The following is a 16,771-nucleotide window of genomic DNA, read 5'->3' on the forward strand; positions in this document are numbered from 1 at the left end:
GCCAGTGACTGGCCGGTCCTGGTCCCGAAGAATTTCAACGAGGAGAAAAATCCTATGCAACGCCGCAATTTCATGATCCGCAGCCTGTCTGCAACCACGGCGGCCCTGGCCCTGGGCGCCATGGCGCCCGCGCAGTCGGCCCTGGCGGCCGATGCCGGCTGGCCCACGGCCGAGCCCATCCGCCTGATCGTGCCGTTTCCGCCCGGCGGCACGGCCGATGTGGTGAACCGCCTGTTCGCGCAGCAGCTGGGCAAGGTGCTGGGCGCCTCGGTGATCGTGGAGAACAAGGCCGGTGCCGGTGGCTCGCTGGGCACGCGCTTCGTGGCCGATGCCAAGCCGGACGGCTATACGCTGCTGGGCGCCACGTCCAGCACGCACGGCACGAATCCGGCCGTCTACACCAAGCTGCCCTATGACGCGGTGAAGGATTTCACGCCCATCACCCAGGTGATCACGGTGCCGGGCGTGCTCAGCGTGCATCCCTCGGTCAAGGCGGCCAATCTGAAGGAGCTGATCGCGCTGGCCAAGGCGCAGCCGGGCCATCTGTCGTATGCGTCCTCGGGCGCGGGCGGCCTGGGCCATCTGGCCATGGAGCTGTTCAAGGCCAAGGCGGGCGTGCAGATCATGCATGTGCCCTACCGTGGCGCGGGCCCGGCCTTCACCGATCTGATCGGCGGCCAGGTGTCCATGCTGTGGGAGCCGCTGCCGGCCTCGCTGCCGCACATCAAGTCCGGCAAGATCCGCCCGCTGGCCGTGGCCACGGCCCAGCGCAGCAGCGAGCTGCCCGACGTGCCGACCTTTGCCGAGTCCGGCGTGCCCGGCTACGCCGTGCAGGCCTGGAACGGCCTGCTGGCGCCCAAGGGCCTGCCCAAGGACATCCGCGACAAGCTGCACAAGGCCAGCGTGCAGGCCCTGGCCGATCCGCAACTGCGCCAGCGCCTGGCCGAGTTGGGCGGCACGGTGGTGGCCAATACGCCGGAGCAGTTCGGCGCGGTGATCCTCAAGGATGTGACGACCTGGAAGCAGGTGGCCGCTTCGTCGCAGATCAGCCTGGACTGATGCGGCGGGCACCGGGGAAAGCCCTGTGTCCAGGCGCCCACGGGTGGCGGGGCCAGGCGTGGTGACGGTGCCATAGTCCGGGGGTGGCGGTCCGGGTGCGTTGCCTGCGGCCGCGCACAAGGCCGCGAACAAGGCGGACCGCCTGACCTGCCGCTCTCAAGCCATGGACATCAACCTCATCCGCAATTTCGTAGAGATCGTGGACGCGCGCAGCCTCAGCGCTGCGGCGCGCAAGCGCGATATCACGCGCTCCAAGGTGAGCAAGGAGCTCAAGGCGCTGGAGACGGCGCTGGGCGTGACCCTGCTGCACCGCACGACGCGCAGCTTTTTGCTGACGGCGGCGGGCGAGGTGCTGTACGAGCACGGGCGCAGCATCATCCAGGAGGTGGAGGCGGCGCAGGGCGCCATTGACGCGCTGCAGCATGTGGTGACGGGCTCGGTGCGGCTGAGCATTCCCACGGGCCTGGGCGAGCTGTACCTGGCCGACATGCTGCTGGCCTTCCAGAAGCGGCACCCGCAGGTGCGCATCCGCGTGCTGTTCTCCAACCGGGTGAGCGATCCCATGAGCGCCCAGGTGGATGTGGCCGTGCGCGTGGCACGCGACGTGCAGGAGCACCTGGTGGCGCGCGACCTGGGGCCGGTGGGCTTTGGCCTGTATGCCAGCAGCGCCTATGCCAAGGCGCGGCCGTTCCACGACCCCGCCGAGATTCCCCACGGCGTGCTGTTGACGCCGCCCGGCGACGGCAAGACCTATGCCGTCTCGGTGAAAAAGGGGCAGCAGGAGATTGCGCTCAAGTGCGAGCCCTGCATCACCAGCGAGCATTTCCCCTTCCTCAAGCAGTCCATGCTCCGTGGAAGCGGCGTGGCCACCTTGCCCAACTACATGGTGATGGACGAGCTGCGATCGGGCGCGGTGCAGCGCGTGTGCCCGGACTGGACGGTGTCCGGCCTGGGCGACAGGCTGTACATCATCACGGCCGAGGACCGGCGGCCCTCGCATGCCGTCAAGGTGATGACCGAGTTCCTCAGGGCCAGCCTGCTGCGCTTCGTGGAGCAGGCCGAGGTGTCCGGCCCTTAGGTCCTTAGTTCATCACCTTTTCGGTCTTCAGTTCTCCAGCGCAATCGCGTTGTCCGCGATCACCTTGCGCCACATCTGGCCGTCAGCGGCCAGGAAGTCGTCTAGCTGGGCCTGGGTCTGGGGCTTTCTGGCGGCGAGGGTCTGGTTGCCCAGGGCACTGGCGAACTCGGGGTTGAGCATGACCTTGTTGACGGCTGCCTGCAACGTGTTGCGCGCGTCCGCGGGCGTGCCTGCGGGCACGGCAATGCCGAACCAGGTGGAGGCCCTGAAGCCCGGCACGCCCGATTCGGCAATGGTGGGCGTCTGCGGCAGGAACTGCGAGCGCTCCGGCCCGGTGGTGGCAATGGCCACCAGCTTGCCGGCCTTGATGTGGGGCAGGGAGGTGCCGGCCACGTCCACCATGAGCTGGGTGTCGTTGGCCATGAGGGCGGTCAGGGCCGGGGCGCTGCCGTTGAAGGGAATGTGGGTGGCGGCCACGTCCAGGCGGGACTTGATCAGCTCGGTGGTCAGCTGCAGCGGGTTGCCCAGGCCGACCGAGCTGTAGTTGAGCTTGCCCGCGTGGGCCTTGGAGTAGGCCTTGAGGTCGGCCACGTTTTTGATGCCGGTCTGGCTGTTGGTGACCAGCACCAGCGGGGCCTCGGCCAGGATGTTGGTGAGCTTCAGCTCCCGGTCGGGGTTGTAGCTCAGCTTCTTGTAGAGCAGGGGGTTGAGCACCATGCTGGCATTGCTGGCCAGCAGCAGGGTGTAGCCATCGGCCGGCGAGCGCGCCACGGCCGAGGCGGCAATCATGGTGTTGGCGCCCGGCCGGTTCTCCACGACCACGGACTGCTTGAGCTCCGTGGACAGGTGCGTGGCCAGGGTGCGGGCCAGCACATCGACCGAGCCGCCCGGCGCATACGGGGCGATGAGCTTGATGGGCTTGCTGGGGTAGTCGGACTGGGCGAACCCGGGGGCTGCGGCTGCGGTGGCCGCAGCGGCAAGCAGCAATGCGATGGCCTTGTTCATGCGTTGTCTCCTTCTCTTTCGGTGTTGGCGGGTTCAGATCTTGCGCTGCGTCGCGCCCCAGTGGGCGTCGCGCAGCTTTCTTTTGGCGATCTTTCCGTTGTCGTCGCGGGGCAGGCGCTGGAAGACGAAGCTGCGCGGCAGCTTGTAGGCCGCCAGCCGGCCGCGCAGCCATTCTTTCAGTTCCGCCTCGGGCAGTGTGCCTGACTGGCCGGGCTCGACCAGGGCCAGCAGCCGTTCGCCGTACTCGGCATCGGGCACGCCGATGACGGCGCAGTCTGCTATGCCGGGGTGCCTGAGCAGCTCGTTCTCTATCTCGGCCGGGTAGATGTTCACGCCGCCGGAGATCACCATGTCCGAGTCGCGGTCGCAGACGTAGAGAAAGCCTTCCTCGTCCAGGTAGCCCATGTCGCCCAGGGTGATGAGGCCGCCCTGGTCCATCTTGCGGCGGGCGTCTTCGTTGCCCTTGTAGGTGAAGTCGGCATAGGCGGGCTGGCGCACGTAGATCAGGCCCACCTCGCCCGTGGGCAGGCCCTGGCCCTGCCTGTCCAGGATGCGGACTTCGGCGTCCTGCAGCGGCAGGCCCGCGCTGCCCGGGTGGGTGAGGGCGTCGGCCGAGCCGATGAAGGTGACCAGGCCCGACTCGCTGGAGGCATAAGTCTCGTTGATGATGGGCCCCATCCACTCGATCATGGCCTTCTTGACCTCGGGCGCGCAGGGCGAGCCGGTGGAGGCGATGAAGCGCAGCGAGGAGATGTCGTAGCGCTCGCGCACTTCGCGCGGCAGCCTGAGCAGGCGCACGTACATGATGGGCACCATGTAGGCGGTGTCGATGCGGTGCTCCTGCACCAGCTGCAGGAAGCGCTCGGGGTCGAAGCGCTGCTCCAGCACCACCAGCTCGCTGAGCATGAGCGCGTTCTGGAAGTACAGGCTGGGCGCGCTGTGGTAGATGGGCGCGGTCAGCAGGGTGCGCGCGCCGGGCTGCAGGCCGTAGGCGGTGGCGATCAGCGCCTGGTTCACGGCCAGGCGCCGGGGCAGTTCTTCCACGGGAAACGCCTTGCGCAGCACGCCCTTGGGGCGGCCCGTGGTGCCCGATGTATAGGCCATGTGGCCGCGCGGCGCGACCAGCGGGCCGTCGTAGGGTGCCTGGGCGGCCAGCCAGGTTTCGTAGTCCAGCTCCGGCTCGCGTGCGTGGGCGACGCGCCGGGGCAGGTCCGCGTAGAGTTCGCCCTTGAGGCCGTCGAGCAGGTCCTGGCTGGTGATGAGGGCGCGGGCGCCGCTGTCGGCCAGGATGTAGTCGATCTCCGTGGCCGTGAAATGCCAGTTGACGGGGCAGTAGTAGATGCCCGCAATGCGGCAGGCATGGACCACGTCGGCGTATTCGATGCCGTTGCGCAGGAAGACGGCCAGCACGTCGCCTTCGGCCAGGCCCAGGCTGCGCAGGCCCTGGGCCAGCTGGCGGCCGCGCTGCTGCTGGGCGGCGCCGGTCAGCGTGCGCTGTTCGAAGACCAGGGTGGAATGGGGCGTGGCGGCGGTGCTCATGTGGGCGTGGCCTCCTGCTCCCCATCGTTGACGTTGGGCTGGTTGGCGGCCTTGGCCATCTGCCGGGCGCGCGCCCAGTCGGCATCGTCCCAGGCCTGGTATTCGGTGAAGTAGGCGCCGTTGGCCAGGGCGTCGCCGCCGTCCAGCGTGATGGTCTGGCCGTTGAGCCAGGTGTTGCCCGGGGCCAGGATGAAGGCGGCCATGTTGCCGATGTCCTCGCCCGTGCCCAGGCGGCGCGTGGGGTTGTCCAGGCGGCGGCGGTCGGCCGAGTCCTCGTTGCCGTCGATCCTGGGGCGCAGGCGCTGGCTGGCGCCCTGGGTGGGAATCACGCCCGGCGCAATCGCGTTGAACCGTATGCGCTTGGGACCCCATTCCACGGCCAGCGATTTGGTCATGGCGTCCAGCCCGGCCTTGGACATGGCCGAGGGCACGACGAAGGGCGAACCCGTGTCCACCCAGGTGACGACGATGGACAGCACCGAGCCCGGCAGCCCTTCGGCGATCCAGCGGCGGCCCACGGCCTGGGTGACGTAGAAGGTGCCCCGGAAGACGATGTCCGAGATGGCATGGAAGCCGTTGATGCTCAGGTCCTCGGTGCGGCTGACGAAGTTGCCGGCCGCGTTGTTGACCAGCCCAGTCAGGGGGCCGTGTTCGGCCCAGATGCGGTCGATGACGGTGTGCACGGCCTCGGGCTGGCGAATGTCGAGTTCATGCGCAAAGGCCTGCGCGCCCGTGTCGTTGTTCAGCATCTCGCAGGCCTGCTGCACCACGGAGCGTCGCCGGCCGCACAGGTGCAGCTCGGCACCCAGTTCCGCCAGCTTGGCCGCCATGGCCAGGCCCAGCCCCGTGCCGCCCCCGGTGATCAGGACGCGCTGGCCCTGGAATAGATTGGCTTCGAACATGCTTGTCTCCTTTTGCTTTCACTCTAGGGAGACAGGGGCGGCTGGCAAAGGAGGGTGGTGGAACGCGGTTGGTTCCGTGGTGGAAACAATGGGCTTGTGATTTGGGGCTGTGACCGCGGCTTGTCAGCGAGTGCAGGGGGCTCATCTCCCCCTGCCGGGTGGTTGTTTTTCGAGGCCGGGTCTCGGCCCGGCGGCCGACTGCCCTTTCTTGATTCGCCAAGAAAGGTCAGGTCAAAGAAGGCGACCCGAATGCCCGCGACCCTTCGCTTCGCTGCGGGCAACCTGCGTCGTGGCGGTTGCGGGGTTCGCCGTGAAACTCACTTCGCGCTGTGCGCTACGTTCAGACATCACGGCGAGTCAGATGACGAAGCAAGCCTGTCCTTCGGCAGGCTTGCAACCCCGCAACCGCCACGCCGCAGGCGCGGGCATACGGGTTGGGCTCCGTAGAACAGCCGGTGTTTCACGGCGCAGCCTTGTGCCCTGACTTTCCGGCTGCGCTGCGCAGGTCGGCCACCTGGGCGGCGGTCACATCGGCAGGCTGGCCGCCCAGGGTGGCGCGGGTGTAGTTGGCCAGGGCGGCGACTTCGCCATCGGTCAGCTCCTGCATGAAGCCGGGCATGCCGGGCAGGGGCGTGGGGCCCTGCTGGGTGGCCGGGTGCTTGGGCAGGCCGACGAGGATGGCCAGCACCAGGTTGCGGGCGTCGGCCTGGCGCACGGTGCTGTTGCCCTTGAGCGGGGGCATGGTGAGGCTGCGGCCCAGGCCCTCGCTGCCGTGGCAGCTGGCGCACAGCGCCATGTAGTGGCCCCGGCCCGCGTCCAGCGTGCCCGCGCCGTTGACCGCGCCATTGCCGGCGCTGTTGCCGGTGCCGGAATCCGGGGGCGCGGCGGCAGGCAGCGGCTGGGGCGCGGGCGGGTTGTCGCCCAGCAGGAAGGTGGACAGCGCCGTCATGTCCTCGGCCGTGAGGTACCGGGTGCTGTTGGCGATGACCTCGTGCATTTCATCGAAGGCGCTGCCGTGGGCCGAGAAGCCCGTCTGCAGGAACTGGGCCATGCCCTCGCGCGTCCAGCCGCGTGCGGCCAGGGCTTCGGCGGTGATGCCGGGGGCCGTGAACAGCGACAGTGTGCCGCCCTGCAGCCAGCGGTCCTTCTGCATCTGGCCGAACATGCCGCGCGGCGTGTGGCATTCGGCGCAGTGGCCCATGACATTGCCCAGGTACTGCCCGCGCAGCCAGGCCGGGCTCTGGCCCTGCGAGCCCACGGGCAGGGGCGCGCTGGACAGGAACAGCGTCTTCCAGCCGAACATGAGCACGCGCAGGTTGAAGGGGAAGGGCAGGGCGGGCTTGGTGTTGGGCTGGGCCACGGGCCGGATGTTCATCAGGTAGCCGTAGATCAGGTCCGAGTCTTCGCGGCTCATCAGGTGGTAGGAGGCATAGGGCATGGCCGGGTAGAGCTGGCGCCCGCCCGGCGCCGTGCCGCGGGTGACGGCGGCGTGGAATTCCTCGGCCGTCCAGCGGCCTATGCCGTGGTCGGGGTCGGGGGTGATGTTGGTGCCGTAGAGGGTGCCGAAGGGCGTGGGCAGGGGCTTGCCGCCCGCAAAGGGCTGGCCTTCCCGGGCGCCACCTATGCCACCCACCCCGTCATGGCAGGCCATGCAGTCGGCGGCGCGCGCCAGGTACAGGCCCTGGGCCAGCTGCTGGGGGCTGCGGTGCACGGCCTGCGGCTCGCGCTGCGGCACATGGGGCCGGTTGCCCCAGACGGCGGCAATGGCAAACAGCACGGCCAGCAGCAGGAGGATGAGTAGCAGCCCGCGCCAGCGGCGCCTGGGCCTGCGCGGCGGCGGGGGGCGGGCGCCGCTGTAGTCGGCAGGTGGCGCGGCGGTGGCGGCGGTGGGGGCGGCTGCGCTGGGGTCGGCGGCGGACATGGCGCTCATCCTTTCAAGGTCAGCCCGGGCGTGTTCAGGACCAGGTCCTTCACGGCCGCGTAGTAGCGCACATAGCCGGTGCAGCGGCACAGGTGGGGCTGCAGCGCCTCGCCCACGACCTGTTCCACATCGGCCGCGCGGATGGGTGCCTTGGCCAGGCGCTCGACCAGCACCGTGGCCGCGATGACGAAGCCCGGCGTGCAGTAGCCGCACTGGAAGCTGAAATGCTCCAGGTACTTCTGCTGCACGGGGCTGATGGCGATGACCTTGCGCGGCTGGCCCGAGGCGCCGGGCGAGGGCGGGGGCGCGGTGTCCGCGCCAGCCGGGTCGGCAATGCCTTCGATGGTGCGGACCTTGCGGCCCTGGAAGTAGTGGGCGCCGGTGATGCAGGTGCGCATTTCGCGGCTGCCTTCGGGACCGTCCACGATGATGGTGCAGGCCCGGCATTCGCCGATGCCGCAGCCCAGGCGCGAGCCGGTGAGGTTCAGGTATTCGTGCAGGAAGTCGATCATGGGCATGCCTTCGGGCACGTCCATGGGGCCGACGGTCTGGCCGTTGACGGTCAGCGACAAGGGGCGCGGGACAAGGCTCATGGTGCGAGTGCCTCCCTGATCTTTTGCGGGGTCACGGGCAGGTCGTGGAAGCGCTTGCCTATGGCGTGGTGCAGTCCGTTGACGATGGCGGCGACGATGGGAATCATCACCACCTCGGCAATGCCCTTGGGCGGATCGGTGTCCGACAGCGGTGCCAGCAGCTCGGCCGTCTGCTTCCAGACCGCCACCTCGCTGCCGCGCGGCAGGTGGTAGCGGTGGAAGTTCCAGTTGCCGTCGCCGGGGCCGCCCTCGTAAAGCGGCATGGTTTCGTACAGCGCATGGCCTATGCCCATGGCGATGCCGCCTTCGAGCTGGCCGTGCACCAGCTCGGGCACGATGGGCCGCCCGCACTCCATGATGGAGTGGTGGGCCAGCAGCTCGACCGCGCCCGTGCCCGTGTCCACCGCCAGCTCGACCAGGGCCGCATTGGCGCTGTAGTAGGTGACGCCCGCGTTGTTGCGCTGCATGGGCGGATACAACAGGTTGCGCCGCGCAATCATGCGGTAGCCGGCGGCGCTGCGCCGCGCGGTGACAGAGGCCTCAACGGGCGTGGCCGCCTGCGGCGTGTCGGTGGTGTCAGGGGCCGGCGTGACGGCGGCAGCATCGGGCGCGCTGCCCAGGCGCACGGCCAGCGCGTCCAGCGGCCGGCGCGCGCTGGTGCCCAGGATGTCGAAGTCCGCCTCGGCCCATTGCCAGCGGTTGAAGGTATGGCCCACGGCGCCCGTGACCAGCTGCATGGCATGGGCCTTCTGGGCCAGGGCCTGCAGGGACAGCGGCTGCATGCCGTTGGCCGTGAGCATGCCGTTGACCCAGCGCGCGTCCTCGCGGCGCACCACGTAGGGCGCCTTCTGGCCGCCGCCCGTGCCCTGGCTCCAGATGGCGACGGCGGCCGGCCACAGGCCGTGCTCGAAGACCACGCGCGCCGTCTCGCTGGTGGCGTGGCTGTAGTAGTAGGCCGAGTTGCTGGCGCTGGCCGGCGAGGCGTAGACCGGCGTCCACAGCGGCCGGGTGGCGAAGCGGTCCTGGTCGGCCTGGGGCATGGTGTAGTTGTCGCCCTCGGCCTTGAGCGGCAGCTCCGGCCAGTCCAGGCAGGCGGTCTGCAGCTCGTCGGCGGGCTTGCCGAACCATTGCACGCACAGCTGGGCCTGCGAGGTGCCCATGCCCGTGCCGATCTCGGTGCCCGAGTGGTGCAGCAGCACGCGGCCCTGGGGCGATATCTCGATGCGGGCGAAGGCCGCCTCGCCGCCCGTGCCGAAGTCCTTTTGCACGCAGGCAAAGCCCACGCCGTAGCGCTGGCCCGGGTGGCTGGCCTCGTAGGCGGTCTTGCGCTTGGCGCGCTCGGTCCACAGCGGATGGCGGCGGGCGCGCTCCAGCACCTCGTCGGCGCGCAGGGCGCCGGCGGCAATGGCGCCCTGGGTGTTCTTGGCGCCCGAGGTCAGCACGTTGCGCAGGCGCAGCTCGATGGGGTCGATCTGCAGCAGTTCGGCGATTTCGTCCACCATCATTTCGGTGGCCGCCATGCTCTGCAGCGTGCCGTAGCCGCGCGCCGAGCCCGCGTCCAGCGCGCGGCTGGCCAGTGCCACGGCGGTGATGTCGTTCTTGGGAAAGTAGTAGATGGACTGCGCCGCCGTGCCGCCGACCATGGCGACCGAGGGCGAGAAGTTGGCCCTGCCGCCGCCATTGGCCGTCATGTTGGCCACAAGGCTCTGGAAGAGGCCGGTCTTCCTGTCGATGGCCATGGTGTAGTCGATCTCGAAGGCATGGCGCTTGAGCGAGGACTGGAACTGCTCGAACCGGTCATTGGCCAGGCGCACGGGCTTGCCGTCCGCATACAGCGCGCAGACCAGGCCGTAGTAGGGCATGGGCGCGTGGTCCTTGGAGCCGTAGCCCACCGTGTAGCACGGGTGCACGAAAAGGTTCTTGAGCGGGAACCTGCTGGCCTGCACCATCTGCGCTGCCCATTCGGCCACCTCGTGCGGCGACTGCGTGGCCAGCACCATGTGCAGGCTTTGCGTGGCCGCGTCATACCAGCTGTTGGCGTTGTCGGGTTCCAGCGCGGCTGTGTCCACCGATTGCGTGGCGTAGTGGCGCTGCAGCACCAGCCAGTCGGCGGGCGGCGTGGCCAGCTCCTGGGCGATCTGCTCGGCCGCGCGCAGGCCGCGTGCCGTGACCGCGTCGGCCTTGGAGATCTGCGGCCAGACCAGCGGCTTGCGTTCGGCGGGGAAGAGCGGGGCATCGCGCAGGCTGGAGAACACGTCGTCGTCAAAGGCCGTGGCACCGCCCTGGCGCACATAGCGGAACACGCCCCAGGGCGGACGGTCCAGCGCGCCCGTGATGCGGCCGTAGCGGATGACGCCGGCCGTGGCCTGCAGCCTTTCCTTGGCAAAGCGAAAGCGCGCGAAGTCGTGGTAGATCAGGATGGCCACGGCCTGGCCAAGGTAGGCGGGGGTCTTGCCTGCGGGCAGCAGCATGTCCTCGCCATAGAACTCGGGAAAGGCCAAGCCGTCGCGCGCCAGATCCTCGGCCGTGACCACGCGGTCGGGCGCCAGCTCGCCGTCCAGGGAAGACAGGTCCATACCGTCGAACAGCCGGTCGGCCAGGGTGGTGCGCACGATGAAGGCATGGGATTGCTGCTGGGGCCAGTGCGGCATGTCGCGTGCGCGGATGTCGCGGGCGAAGACCTTGGCGCCCATGACCTTGGAGCGGCCATCGAGCCGCATGCGCGGCAGCTGCGTGGCCGGCTCGCGGGCCACGCTGCCCAGGACGCGGTCTTCAAAGAGGGCTGCATAGGCCTGGCTGGCCAGCGGCGCCACCCAGACGCTGACGCCTGCGATGCTGGCGGCCTGCAGAAAGCCGCGCCGCGACAAGGGAGCCGTGCCGGCCTGGCTGCCGGCGCCGGAGTGTTGTTCTGGGCGCATGGCGCTCTTCTCCTGTGGGGTTGAGCCCACTGTAGGAGGGCGCATGCCGCGCGGCCTGTCAGCAAAGGCTGCTTCTGGCGTCAGCGCGGCGGCAGCGGCAGGTGCCTGCCATCGTCAAAAGCAGGAGCGGGCCGGGGCCGCCAGGCCGCGACGGCAGCGTGCCGGCCGCACTGTCAATCAGACGCCGCCGCAAGAAGGGCCTTGCTGCAGTGCTCCGTGGCGCCGCGCATAGCCCGGCAGGGCAAGGGCGTGTCCACATTCAGGCATAGTTGAGGGTTGTGCAGAAAGTAGTGAAGTCCTGGGCATAACCGGAGCTTCTTATTACTTTATTTTTTTATAGTTTGCGTTTTTATACGCGCAACCTATATTTGCTCCCACTTCCCAACAATGCGCAGCGGCGTCCCCAGGCCGTCCTGCGCCGCGGCGTTTTTTCATGATCGAGATTCGGGATCTTTCCCTGACCTACAAGGGCCCCACCGGGCCCGTCCATGCCTTGCGGGGCATCAACCTGCAGATCGAGTCGGGCGAGGTGTTCGGCATCATCGGCCGCAGCGGCGCGGGCAAAAGCTCGCTGGTGCGCTGCCTGAACCTGCTCAACCGCCCCACCTCCGGCCAGGTGCTGGTGGGCGGCCGTGACCTGATGCAGCTCAGCGATGCCGAGCTGCGCACGGCGCGCCGCGACATCGGCATGGTGTTCCAGCATTTCAACCTGCTGTCCTCGCGCACGGTGTTCGACAACGCCGCGCTGCCGCTGGAGATGGCGGGCATGTCGGCCGACGACATCAAGAAGCGCGTGGACCCGCTGCTGGACCTGGTAGGCCTGAGCGCGCTGCGCGACCGCTATCCGGCGCAGATCTCGGGCGGGCAAAAGCAGCGCGTGGGCATTGCGCGCGCGCTGGCCAGCCACCCCAAGGTGCTGCTGTCGGACGAGGCCACCTCGGCCCTGGACCCCGAGACCACGCGCTCCATCCTGGACCTGCTGCGCAAGGTCAACCGCGAGCTGGGCCTGACCGTGGTGCTGATCACGCACCAGATGCAGGTGATCAAGCAGATCGCCGACCGCGTGGCCGTGATCGACGGCGGCGAGATCGCCGAGCTGGGCCCCGTGATCGACGTGTTCACGCGCCCGCAGCAGGCCATCACGCGCAGCCTGATCGACGAGATCGTGCCCCAGCAACTGCCCGAGTCGGTGGCCGTGCGCGTGAATGCGCTGGCCGCCCAGCTGGCGCCCGGCCAGCAAGGCCGGCTGCTGCGCCTGTCGTATGCGGGCGAGAGCGCCTACCAGCCCATCCTGTCGCACCTGATCCGCGAGCTGGGGCTGGACCTGTCCATCCTGCATGGCCAGATCGACGAGATCCAGGAGCAGACCTTCGGCTCGCTGGCCGTCTTCGCCAGCGGCGACGCGGCAAAGATTGATGCCGCCGTGGACCATCTGCGCGCCACCGGCGTGCAGGTGCAGATCGTTTCCACCAGGGATTGAGCGATGTTTGAGAATTTTTCGGAAATGATGCTGGAGCTGTTCGTCAGCTCGCTGTGGGAGACCATCATCATGGTCGGCGTCTCGGGCCTGGTGGGCGGCCTGATCGGCATTCCCCTGGGTGTGTTCCTGCGCCTGACCGACCACGGCGGCGTGCTGCAAAACGGCCCGGCCAACAAGATCGTGGGCTGGATCGTCAATGCGCTGCGCTCCACGCCCTTCATCATCCTGCTGGTGGCCATCATCCCGCTGACGCGGCTGATCACGGGCTCGTCCATCGGCACCTGGGCGGCCGTGGTGCCGCTGACCATTGCGGCAGCGCCCTTCGTGGCGCGGCTGGTGGAGACCGCGCTGCGCGAGGTGGACAACGGCCTCGTGGAAGCGGCCCAGTCCATGGGCGCCACCACGGGCCAGATCGTCTGGAAGATCCTGCTGCCCGAGGCGCTGCCCGGCATCGTGGCGGGCCTGACCATCAGCTTCGTGAGCCTGACCGGCTACTCGGCCATGGCCGGCGCCATCGGCGGCGGCGGCCTGGGCGACCTGGGCATCCGCTACGGCTACCAGCGCTTTTTGCCCGACGTGATGCTGGCCGTGGTCATCATCCTGATCTTCTTCGTGCAGGCCATCCAGAGCCTGGGCGACTGGGCGGTGCGCAGGTTGAGCCACCGCTGATCCAACGGCCGCAGTGGCAGCAGCGGCAAGGAGCCGCGAGATTTTCCAAAAGAGGGATTCCATGAAAAAACGCGCCTTGCTCCAGTCGCTGGCCCTGGCCGCCGTCCTGCCCCTGGCGGGAATGGCCGCGCTGCCGGCCCATGCGGCCGACGGCTCGGTCACCATCGGCGTGACCTCGGGCCCGCATGCCCAGATCGCCGAGGTGGCCAGGAAAGTGGCCGAGAAGAACGGCCTCAAGGTGAAGCTGGTCGAGTTCGGCGACTTCATCCAGCCCAACGCTGCCCTGTCGCAGGGCGAGCTGGATGCCAACATCTACCAGCACCAGCCCTTCATGGACGCCCAGAACAAGGACCGTGGTTACAAGCTCGTGCCCGTGGCCCGTGCGGTCAACCAGCAGATGGGCGTGTACTCCAAGAAGATCAAAAGCCTGGCCGACCTCAAGAGCGGTGCGCGCGTGGGCATCCCCAACGATCCCACCAATGGCTCGCGTGCGCTGATGGTGCTGGCCGCGCAAAAGCTGATCGAACTGAAGACCGGCGCGGGCGCCCGTGCCTCGGTGCTGGATATCACGGCCAATCCGAAGAAGCTGCGCTTCGTGGAACTGGAGGCCGCCCAGCTGGCGCGCTCGCTGGACGACCTGGACGCTGCCGCCGTCAACAGCAGCTACGCCGTGGCCGCAGGCCTGTCGCCGCAAAAGGATTCGCTGGCGCTGGAAGCCACGGACACGCCCTATGTCACCGTGCTGATCGCCACGCGCGCCGGCCATGAAAAGGACGCGGGCCTGCAGGCCTTCGTCAAGGCCTACCAGTCGCCCGAGGTGCGCCAGTTCATCGACACGCAGTTCAAGGGCGCCTACACGGCGGCCTGGTAAGACCATGGGCAGCCTCGCATCGCACCAAGTTTCCGACGCGGACTTCGTGGCCGCCATCGGCGTGCAATGGCAGCGTCGCCCGCTGGCGCCCGAGCCCGGCCTGGCCGCGCTGCTGGCGCAGGCCCAGCTGGACGATGGCGGCAAGGCCACCGTGGTCCAGGCCGTGGGCATGCTGGTGGTCGACGAATGCGTGGCCCATGGCTACCACAGCATGGACCTGGTTGTGCTGCACCCGGGCACGCCGGGCCTGGACGAGGCGCTGGAGCGCTTCGACAAGCCCCACACCCATGCCGATGACGAGGTGCGCTACATCCTCGAAGGCGAAGGCCTGTTCGGATTTTTTGATGCCCACGGCCAAGAGCGCGTGCTGCGCGTGCAGCCCGGCGACTACCTGCGCATACCGGCGGGCGTGGAGCACCGCTTCACGCTGACCGCCACGCGGCGCATCAAGGCGCTGCGCCTGTTCGCCGATACGGCGGGCTGGGTGGCGCAATATACCCAGCGGCCCGCCGCTGCCATGGAGGTGCCTGCATGAGCCTGCCTGTCCCGACACTGTTCCAGACACTTGACGAGGCGCTGTTCACGCGCGCCCAGGACCTGCTGGACGAGGAATGGCTGGCCAAGGATGCCGACCTCGCTCCTGTGCTGCCCGTGGTGCTGGCGCGCGGCGTGGGCCAGGACTGGCACAAGGCCGGCACCTTCCGCCACCACCTGGCGGGCGTGGCGCGTTCGCTGGCGCTGTGGCGCCAGCCGCGCGACGTGCGCCTGCTGGGCCTGCTGCACAGCGTCTACGGCAACGCCTTCGTGGACCTGGTCAAGTTCGACGCGGGCAGCGAGCGCGGCCGCCTGCGCGAGCTGGTGGGCGAGGGCGCCGAGCACCTGGTCTACCTGTTTTGCACCATGAGCCGCACGCAGTTCATGCAGAAGATCCTGGCCGGCGACCTGGCCGAAGACGGCTCCATGGCGCTGGAATCCGCCGGCCGCAGCCAGCGCCTGAGCGCCTATGAGGTGGCGGCCTTCACCATCGTGAGCATGGCCGATGCCATGGAGCAGTGGTTCAGCTGGCAGGAAGACATCTACTCGCAGTTTCCGCAGGTGCAGAACCAGCGGCAGCAGGGCGTGCACTGGGCGGCCTCGCTGTGGCCCGGTCCCATGCGGCCTGCCAGCCGCATGCTCAGCCAGATCAGCGACCTGGGCCGTGCGCTGCAGCACCCGGCGCTGCGCGCCCAGCTGCCGCCGCCGCCGGTGTTCGACCATTGCAGCCGGCAGCTTTCGCCCGGCGACGAGGCCGCTGCCGTGTCGCTGTACTGGTCGGTGATCCAGCTGGACCAGCCGCTGGTGGACCTGGACGCCGCCACGGCCGTGCTGGAAAGCGCCGTGCGCCTGAACCCCTGGGTGGGCGAGCCGCAGATGGTGCTGGCCCAGCTCTACCTGTCTGCCGGCCGCGCCGACGACGCCGCGCGCGCAGCCACCAGCGCGCTGCAGTGCTTCAGCGGCTGGGGCAATGCCTGGGACAAGCGCGTGCAGTGGGACGCCTGGATCGCCTGGACGCGCATCCTGCTGCAGTCGGCGCAGCAGGGAAGCTGGCCCGAGCGCCTGGACAAGCTCAACAACCTGGCCCTGAAGGGCTGAGATGCAAAAAAGCCTGGCGCGAGAGCCAGGCTTTTTTGTGATGGGAGCGCGCCTGCGCCTTATTTGGCCGGCGCCGTTTCGGCCTTGGCGGCCGGCGCAGCGCTGGCGGGCGCGGCGCCGTCCTCGATCGCCTCGGGATGCATGGGCCGGCGTGCATAGCGCTGGGCCAGCACGGCGCAGACCATGAGCTGCAGCTGGTGGAAGACCATCAGCGGCAGCACGATGGCGCCCACGGCGCTGGACTCGAACAGCACCTTGGCCATGGGCACGCCGCTGACCAGGCTCTTCTTGGAGCCGCAGAACACCAGGGTGATCTCGTCCTCCTTGGAAAAGCCCAGGCGGCGCGCCGTCCATGACGTGATGACCAGCACCAGGGCCAGCAGGATGGACGACAGCAGCAGCAGGCCCAGCAGCGCAGGCAGGGGCGTCTGCTGCCACAGGCCGCTGATGACGGCGGCGCTGAAGGCCGTGTACACCACCAGCAGGATGGAGCCCTGGTCCACGAACTTCACGCGCTTGGCATGGCGCGAGATGAAGCCGCCGATCACGGGCCGCAGCAGATGGCCCAGCACAAAGGGCAGCAGCAGCTGCAGCGCGATCTTGCCGATGGCCTGCAGCGCGTCGCCCCCTTCGGCGCTCTTGTGCAGCAGCATGCTGACCAGGATGGGCGTGATCACGATGCCCATCAGCGTGGAGGCCGATGCGCTGCACACGGCAGCGGGCATGTTGCCGCGCGCCATGGCCGTGAAGGCGATGGCCGACTGCACCGTGGCCGGCAGCGTGCACAGGAAGAGCACGCCCATGTACATCTCGGGCGTGACCAGCGGCTCAAGCACGGGGCGCAGCGCCCAGCCCAGCAGGGGAAAGAGCACGAAGGTGGCGGCAAAGATGGTCAGGTGCAGGCGCCAGTGGCCTATGCCGGCAAAGATGGCCTCGCGCGAGAGCTTGGCGCCGTGCAGGAAGAACAGCAGGCTGACCATGAGCGTGGTCGCCACCTCCAGCCATTGCGAGACGGTGCCCGAGGCGGGCAGGAAGCTGGCCAATGCCACGGTGGACAGCAGCATCAGCGTGAAATTGTCAGGGGCGAAGCGGGGGCGTGCCATG

14 protein-coding genes are annotated in these 16,771 nt (G+C 68.7%); 7 read left to right on the forward strand and 7 right to left on the reverse strand.

Features of this window, described 5'->3' with window-relative positions; all coding sequences use genetic code 11:
* Positions 1-54: 54 nt before the first annotated feature.
* Together BO996_RS14780 and BO996_RS14785 are read left to right on the forward strand one after the other, a co-directional pair.
* Positions 55-1,059, forward strand: coding sequence for a tripartite tricarboxylate transporter substrate binding protein BugE (locus BO996_RS14780; protein ID WP_071955298.1), 1,005 nt, complete (start codon positions 55-57; stop codon positions 1,057-1,059).
* 163 nt (positions 1,060-1,222) lie between these two features.
* Positions 1,223-2,137, forward strand: coding sequence for a LysR family transcriptional regulator (locus BO996_RS14785; protein ID WP_016448094.1), 915 nt, complete (start codon positions 1,223-1,225; stop codon positions 2,135-2,137).
* A gap of 27 nt (positions 2,138-2,164) precedes the next feature.
* Here the strand turns inward: BO996_RS14785 and BO996_RS14790 are convergent, their stop codons facing one another.
* The 6 genes from BO996_RS14790 to BO996_RS14815 form a co-directional block, all read right to left on the reverse strand.
* Positions 2,165-3,142 carry a Bug family tripartite tricarboxylate transporter substrate binding protein gene (locus tag BO996_RS14790; protein ID WP_012205004.1) on the reverse strand — a complete coding sequence of 326 codons (978 nt, stop codon included), beginning with the start codon at positions 3,140-3,142 and terminating at the stop codon, positions 2,165-2,167.
* 33 nt (positions 3,143-3,175) lie between these two features.
* Positions 3,176-4,681: an acyl-CoA synthetase gene (locus tag BO996_RS14795; RefSeq protein WP_071955300.1), complete on the reverse strand. Its 1,506-nt coding sequence runs from the start codon at positions 4,679-4,681 to the stop codon at positions 3,176-3,178.
* Complete coding sequence (locus BO996_RS14800) at positions 4,678-5,583, reverse strand: SDR family oxidoreductase (RefSeq protein ID WP_043822631.1); 906 nt, start codon at positions 5,581-5,583, stop codon at positions 4,678-4,680. The genes BO996_RS14795 and BO996_RS14800 overlap by 4 nt, the downstream gene beginning before the upstream one ends.
* Positions 5,584-6,043: 460 nt before the next feature.
* Positions 6,044-7,504, reverse strand: a complete 1,461-nt coding sequence (locus BO996_RS14805) for a c-type cytochrome (protein ID WP_083571219.1) — start codon at positions 7,502-7,504, stop codon at positions 6,044-6,046.
* Positions 7,505-7,509: 5 nt separating this feature from the next.
* Positions 7,510-8,097, reverse strand: a complete 588-nt coding sequence (locus tag BO996_RS14810; protein WP_061287602.1) for a (2Fe-2S)-binding protein — start codon at positions 8,095-8,097, stop codon at positions 7,510-7,512.
* Positions 8,094-11,015 carry a xanthine dehydrogenase family protein molybdopterin-binding subunit gene (locus BO996_RS14815; RefSeq protein WP_071955302.1) on the reverse strand — a complete coding sequence of 974 codons (2,922 nt, stop codon included), beginning with the start codon at positions 11,013-11,015 and terminating at the stop codon, positions 8,094-8,096. Before BO996_RS14815 ends, BO996_RS14810 begins: the two co-directional genes overlap by 4 nt.
* 433 nt (positions 11,016-11,448) lie before the next feature.
* On the opposite strand from BO996_RS14815, the gene BO996_RS14820 reads away from it, so the two are divergent.
* From BO996_RS14820 to BO996_RS14840, 5 genes are all read left to right on the forward strand, one after another.
* The gene (locus tag BO996_RS14820; RefSeq protein WP_012205010.1) at positions 11,449-12,495 is read left to right on the forward strand and encodes a methionine ABC transporter ATP-binding protein; all 1,047 of its coding nucleotides are present in this window, start codon (positions 11,449-11,451) and stop codon (positions 12,493-12,495) included.
* A 3-nt stretch (positions 12,496-12,498) separates the two neighbouring features.
* On the forward strand, positions 12,499-13,164 hold the full coding sequence (locus tag BO996_RS14825) for a methionine ABC transporter permease (protein WP_012205011.1): 666 nt from the start codon (positions 12,499-12,501) through the stop codon (positions 13,162-13,164).
* Positions 13,165-13,225: 61 nt separating this feature from the next.
* The gene (locus BO996_RS14830) at positions 13,226-14,035 is read left to right on the forward strand and encodes a MetQ/NlpA family ABC transporter substrate-binding protein (RefSeq protein ID WP_012205012.1); all 810 of its coding nucleotides are present in this window, start codon (positions 13,226-13,228) and stop codon (positions 14,033-14,035) included.
* Positions 14,036-14,039: 4 nt separating this feature from the next.
* Positions 14,040-14,570: a cupin domain-containing protein gene (locus BO996_RS14835; RefSeq protein ID WP_071955304.1), complete on the forward strand. Its 531-nt coding sequence runs from the start codon at positions 14,040-14,042 to the stop codon at positions 14,568-14,570.
* Positions 14,567-15,667 (forward strand): DUF6817 domain-containing protein, encoded by a 1,101-nt coding sequence (locus BO996_RS14840; RefSeq protein WP_071955307.1) that lies wholly within the window; start codon positions 14,567-14,569, stop codon positions 15,665-15,667. Before BO996_RS14835 ends, BO996_RS14840 begins: the two co-directional genes overlap by 4 nt.
* Before the next feature lie 59 nt (positions 15,668-15,726).
* Here the strand turns inward: BO996_RS14840 and BO996_RS14845 are convergent, their stop codons facing one another.
* Complete coding sequence (locus BO996_RS14845) at positions 15,727-16,770, reverse strand: bile acid:sodium symporter family protein (RefSeq protein WP_071955309.1); 1,044 nt, start codon at positions 16,768-16,770, stop codon at positions 15,727-15,729.
* Position 16,771 lies beyond the last annotated feature (1 nt).

Source organism: Delftia sp. HK171, assembly GCF_001886655.1.
Lineage (GTDB): Bacteria > Pseudomonadota > Gammaproteobacteria > Burkholderiales > Burkholderiaceae_C > Comamonas > Comamonas acidovorans.

Coding starts and splice junctions, on each gene's coding strand:
- BO996_RS14780 (WP_071955298.1), top strand. CDS start 55: ATGCAACGCCGCAATTTCATGATCCGCAGCCTGTCTGCAACCACGGCG.
- BO996_RS14785 (WP_016448094.1), top strand. CDS start 1,223: ATGGACATCAACCTCATCCGCAATTTCGTAGAGATCGTGGACGCGCGC.
- BO996_RS14790 (WP_012205004.1), bottom strand. CDS start 3,142: ATGAACAAGGCCATCGCATTGCTGCTTGCCGCTGCGGCCACCGCAGCC.
- BO996_RS14795 (WP_071955300.1), bottom strand. CDS start 4,681: ATGAGCACCGCCGCCACGCCCCATTCCACCCTGGTCTTCGAACAGCGC.
- BO996_RS14800 (WP_043822631.1), bottom strand. CDS start 5,583: ATGTTCGAAGCCAATCTATTCCAGGGCCAGCGCGTCCTGATCACCGGG.
- BO996_RS14805 (WP_083571219.1), bottom strand. CDS start 7,504: ATGTCCGCCGCCGACCCCAGCGCAGCCGCCCCCACCGCCGCCACCGCC.
- BO996_RS14810 (WP_061287602.1), bottom strand. CDS start 8,097: ATGAGCCTTGTCCCGCGCCCCTTGTCGCTGACCGTCAACGGCCAGACC.
- BO996_RS14815 (WP_071955302.1), bottom strand. CDS start 11,015: ATGCGCCCAGAACAACACTCCGGCGCCGGCAGCCAGGCCGGCACGGCT.
- BO996_RS14820 (WP_012205010.1), top strand. CDS start 11,449: ATGATCGAGATTCGGGATCTTTCCCTGACCTACAAGGGCCCCACCGGG.
- BO996_RS14825 (WP_012205011.1), top strand. CDS start 12,499: ATGTTTGAGAATTTTTCGGAAATGATGCTGGAGCTGTTCGTCAGCTCG.
- BO996_RS14830 (WP_012205012.1), top strand. CDS start 13,226: ATGAAAAAACGCGCCTTGCTCCAGTCGCTGGCCCTGGCCGCCGTCCTG.
- BO996_RS14835 (WP_071955304.1), top strand. CDS start 14,040: ATGGGCAGCCTCGCATCGCACCAAGTTTCCGACGCGGACTTCGTGGCC.
- BO996_RS14840 (WP_071955307.1), top strand. CDS start 14,567: ATGAGCCTGCCTGTCCCGACACTGTTCCAGACACTTGACGAGGCGCTG.
- BO996_RS14845 (WP_071955309.1), bottom strand. CDS start 16,770: ATGGCACGCCCCCGCTTCGCCCCTGACAATTTCACGCTGATGCTGCTG.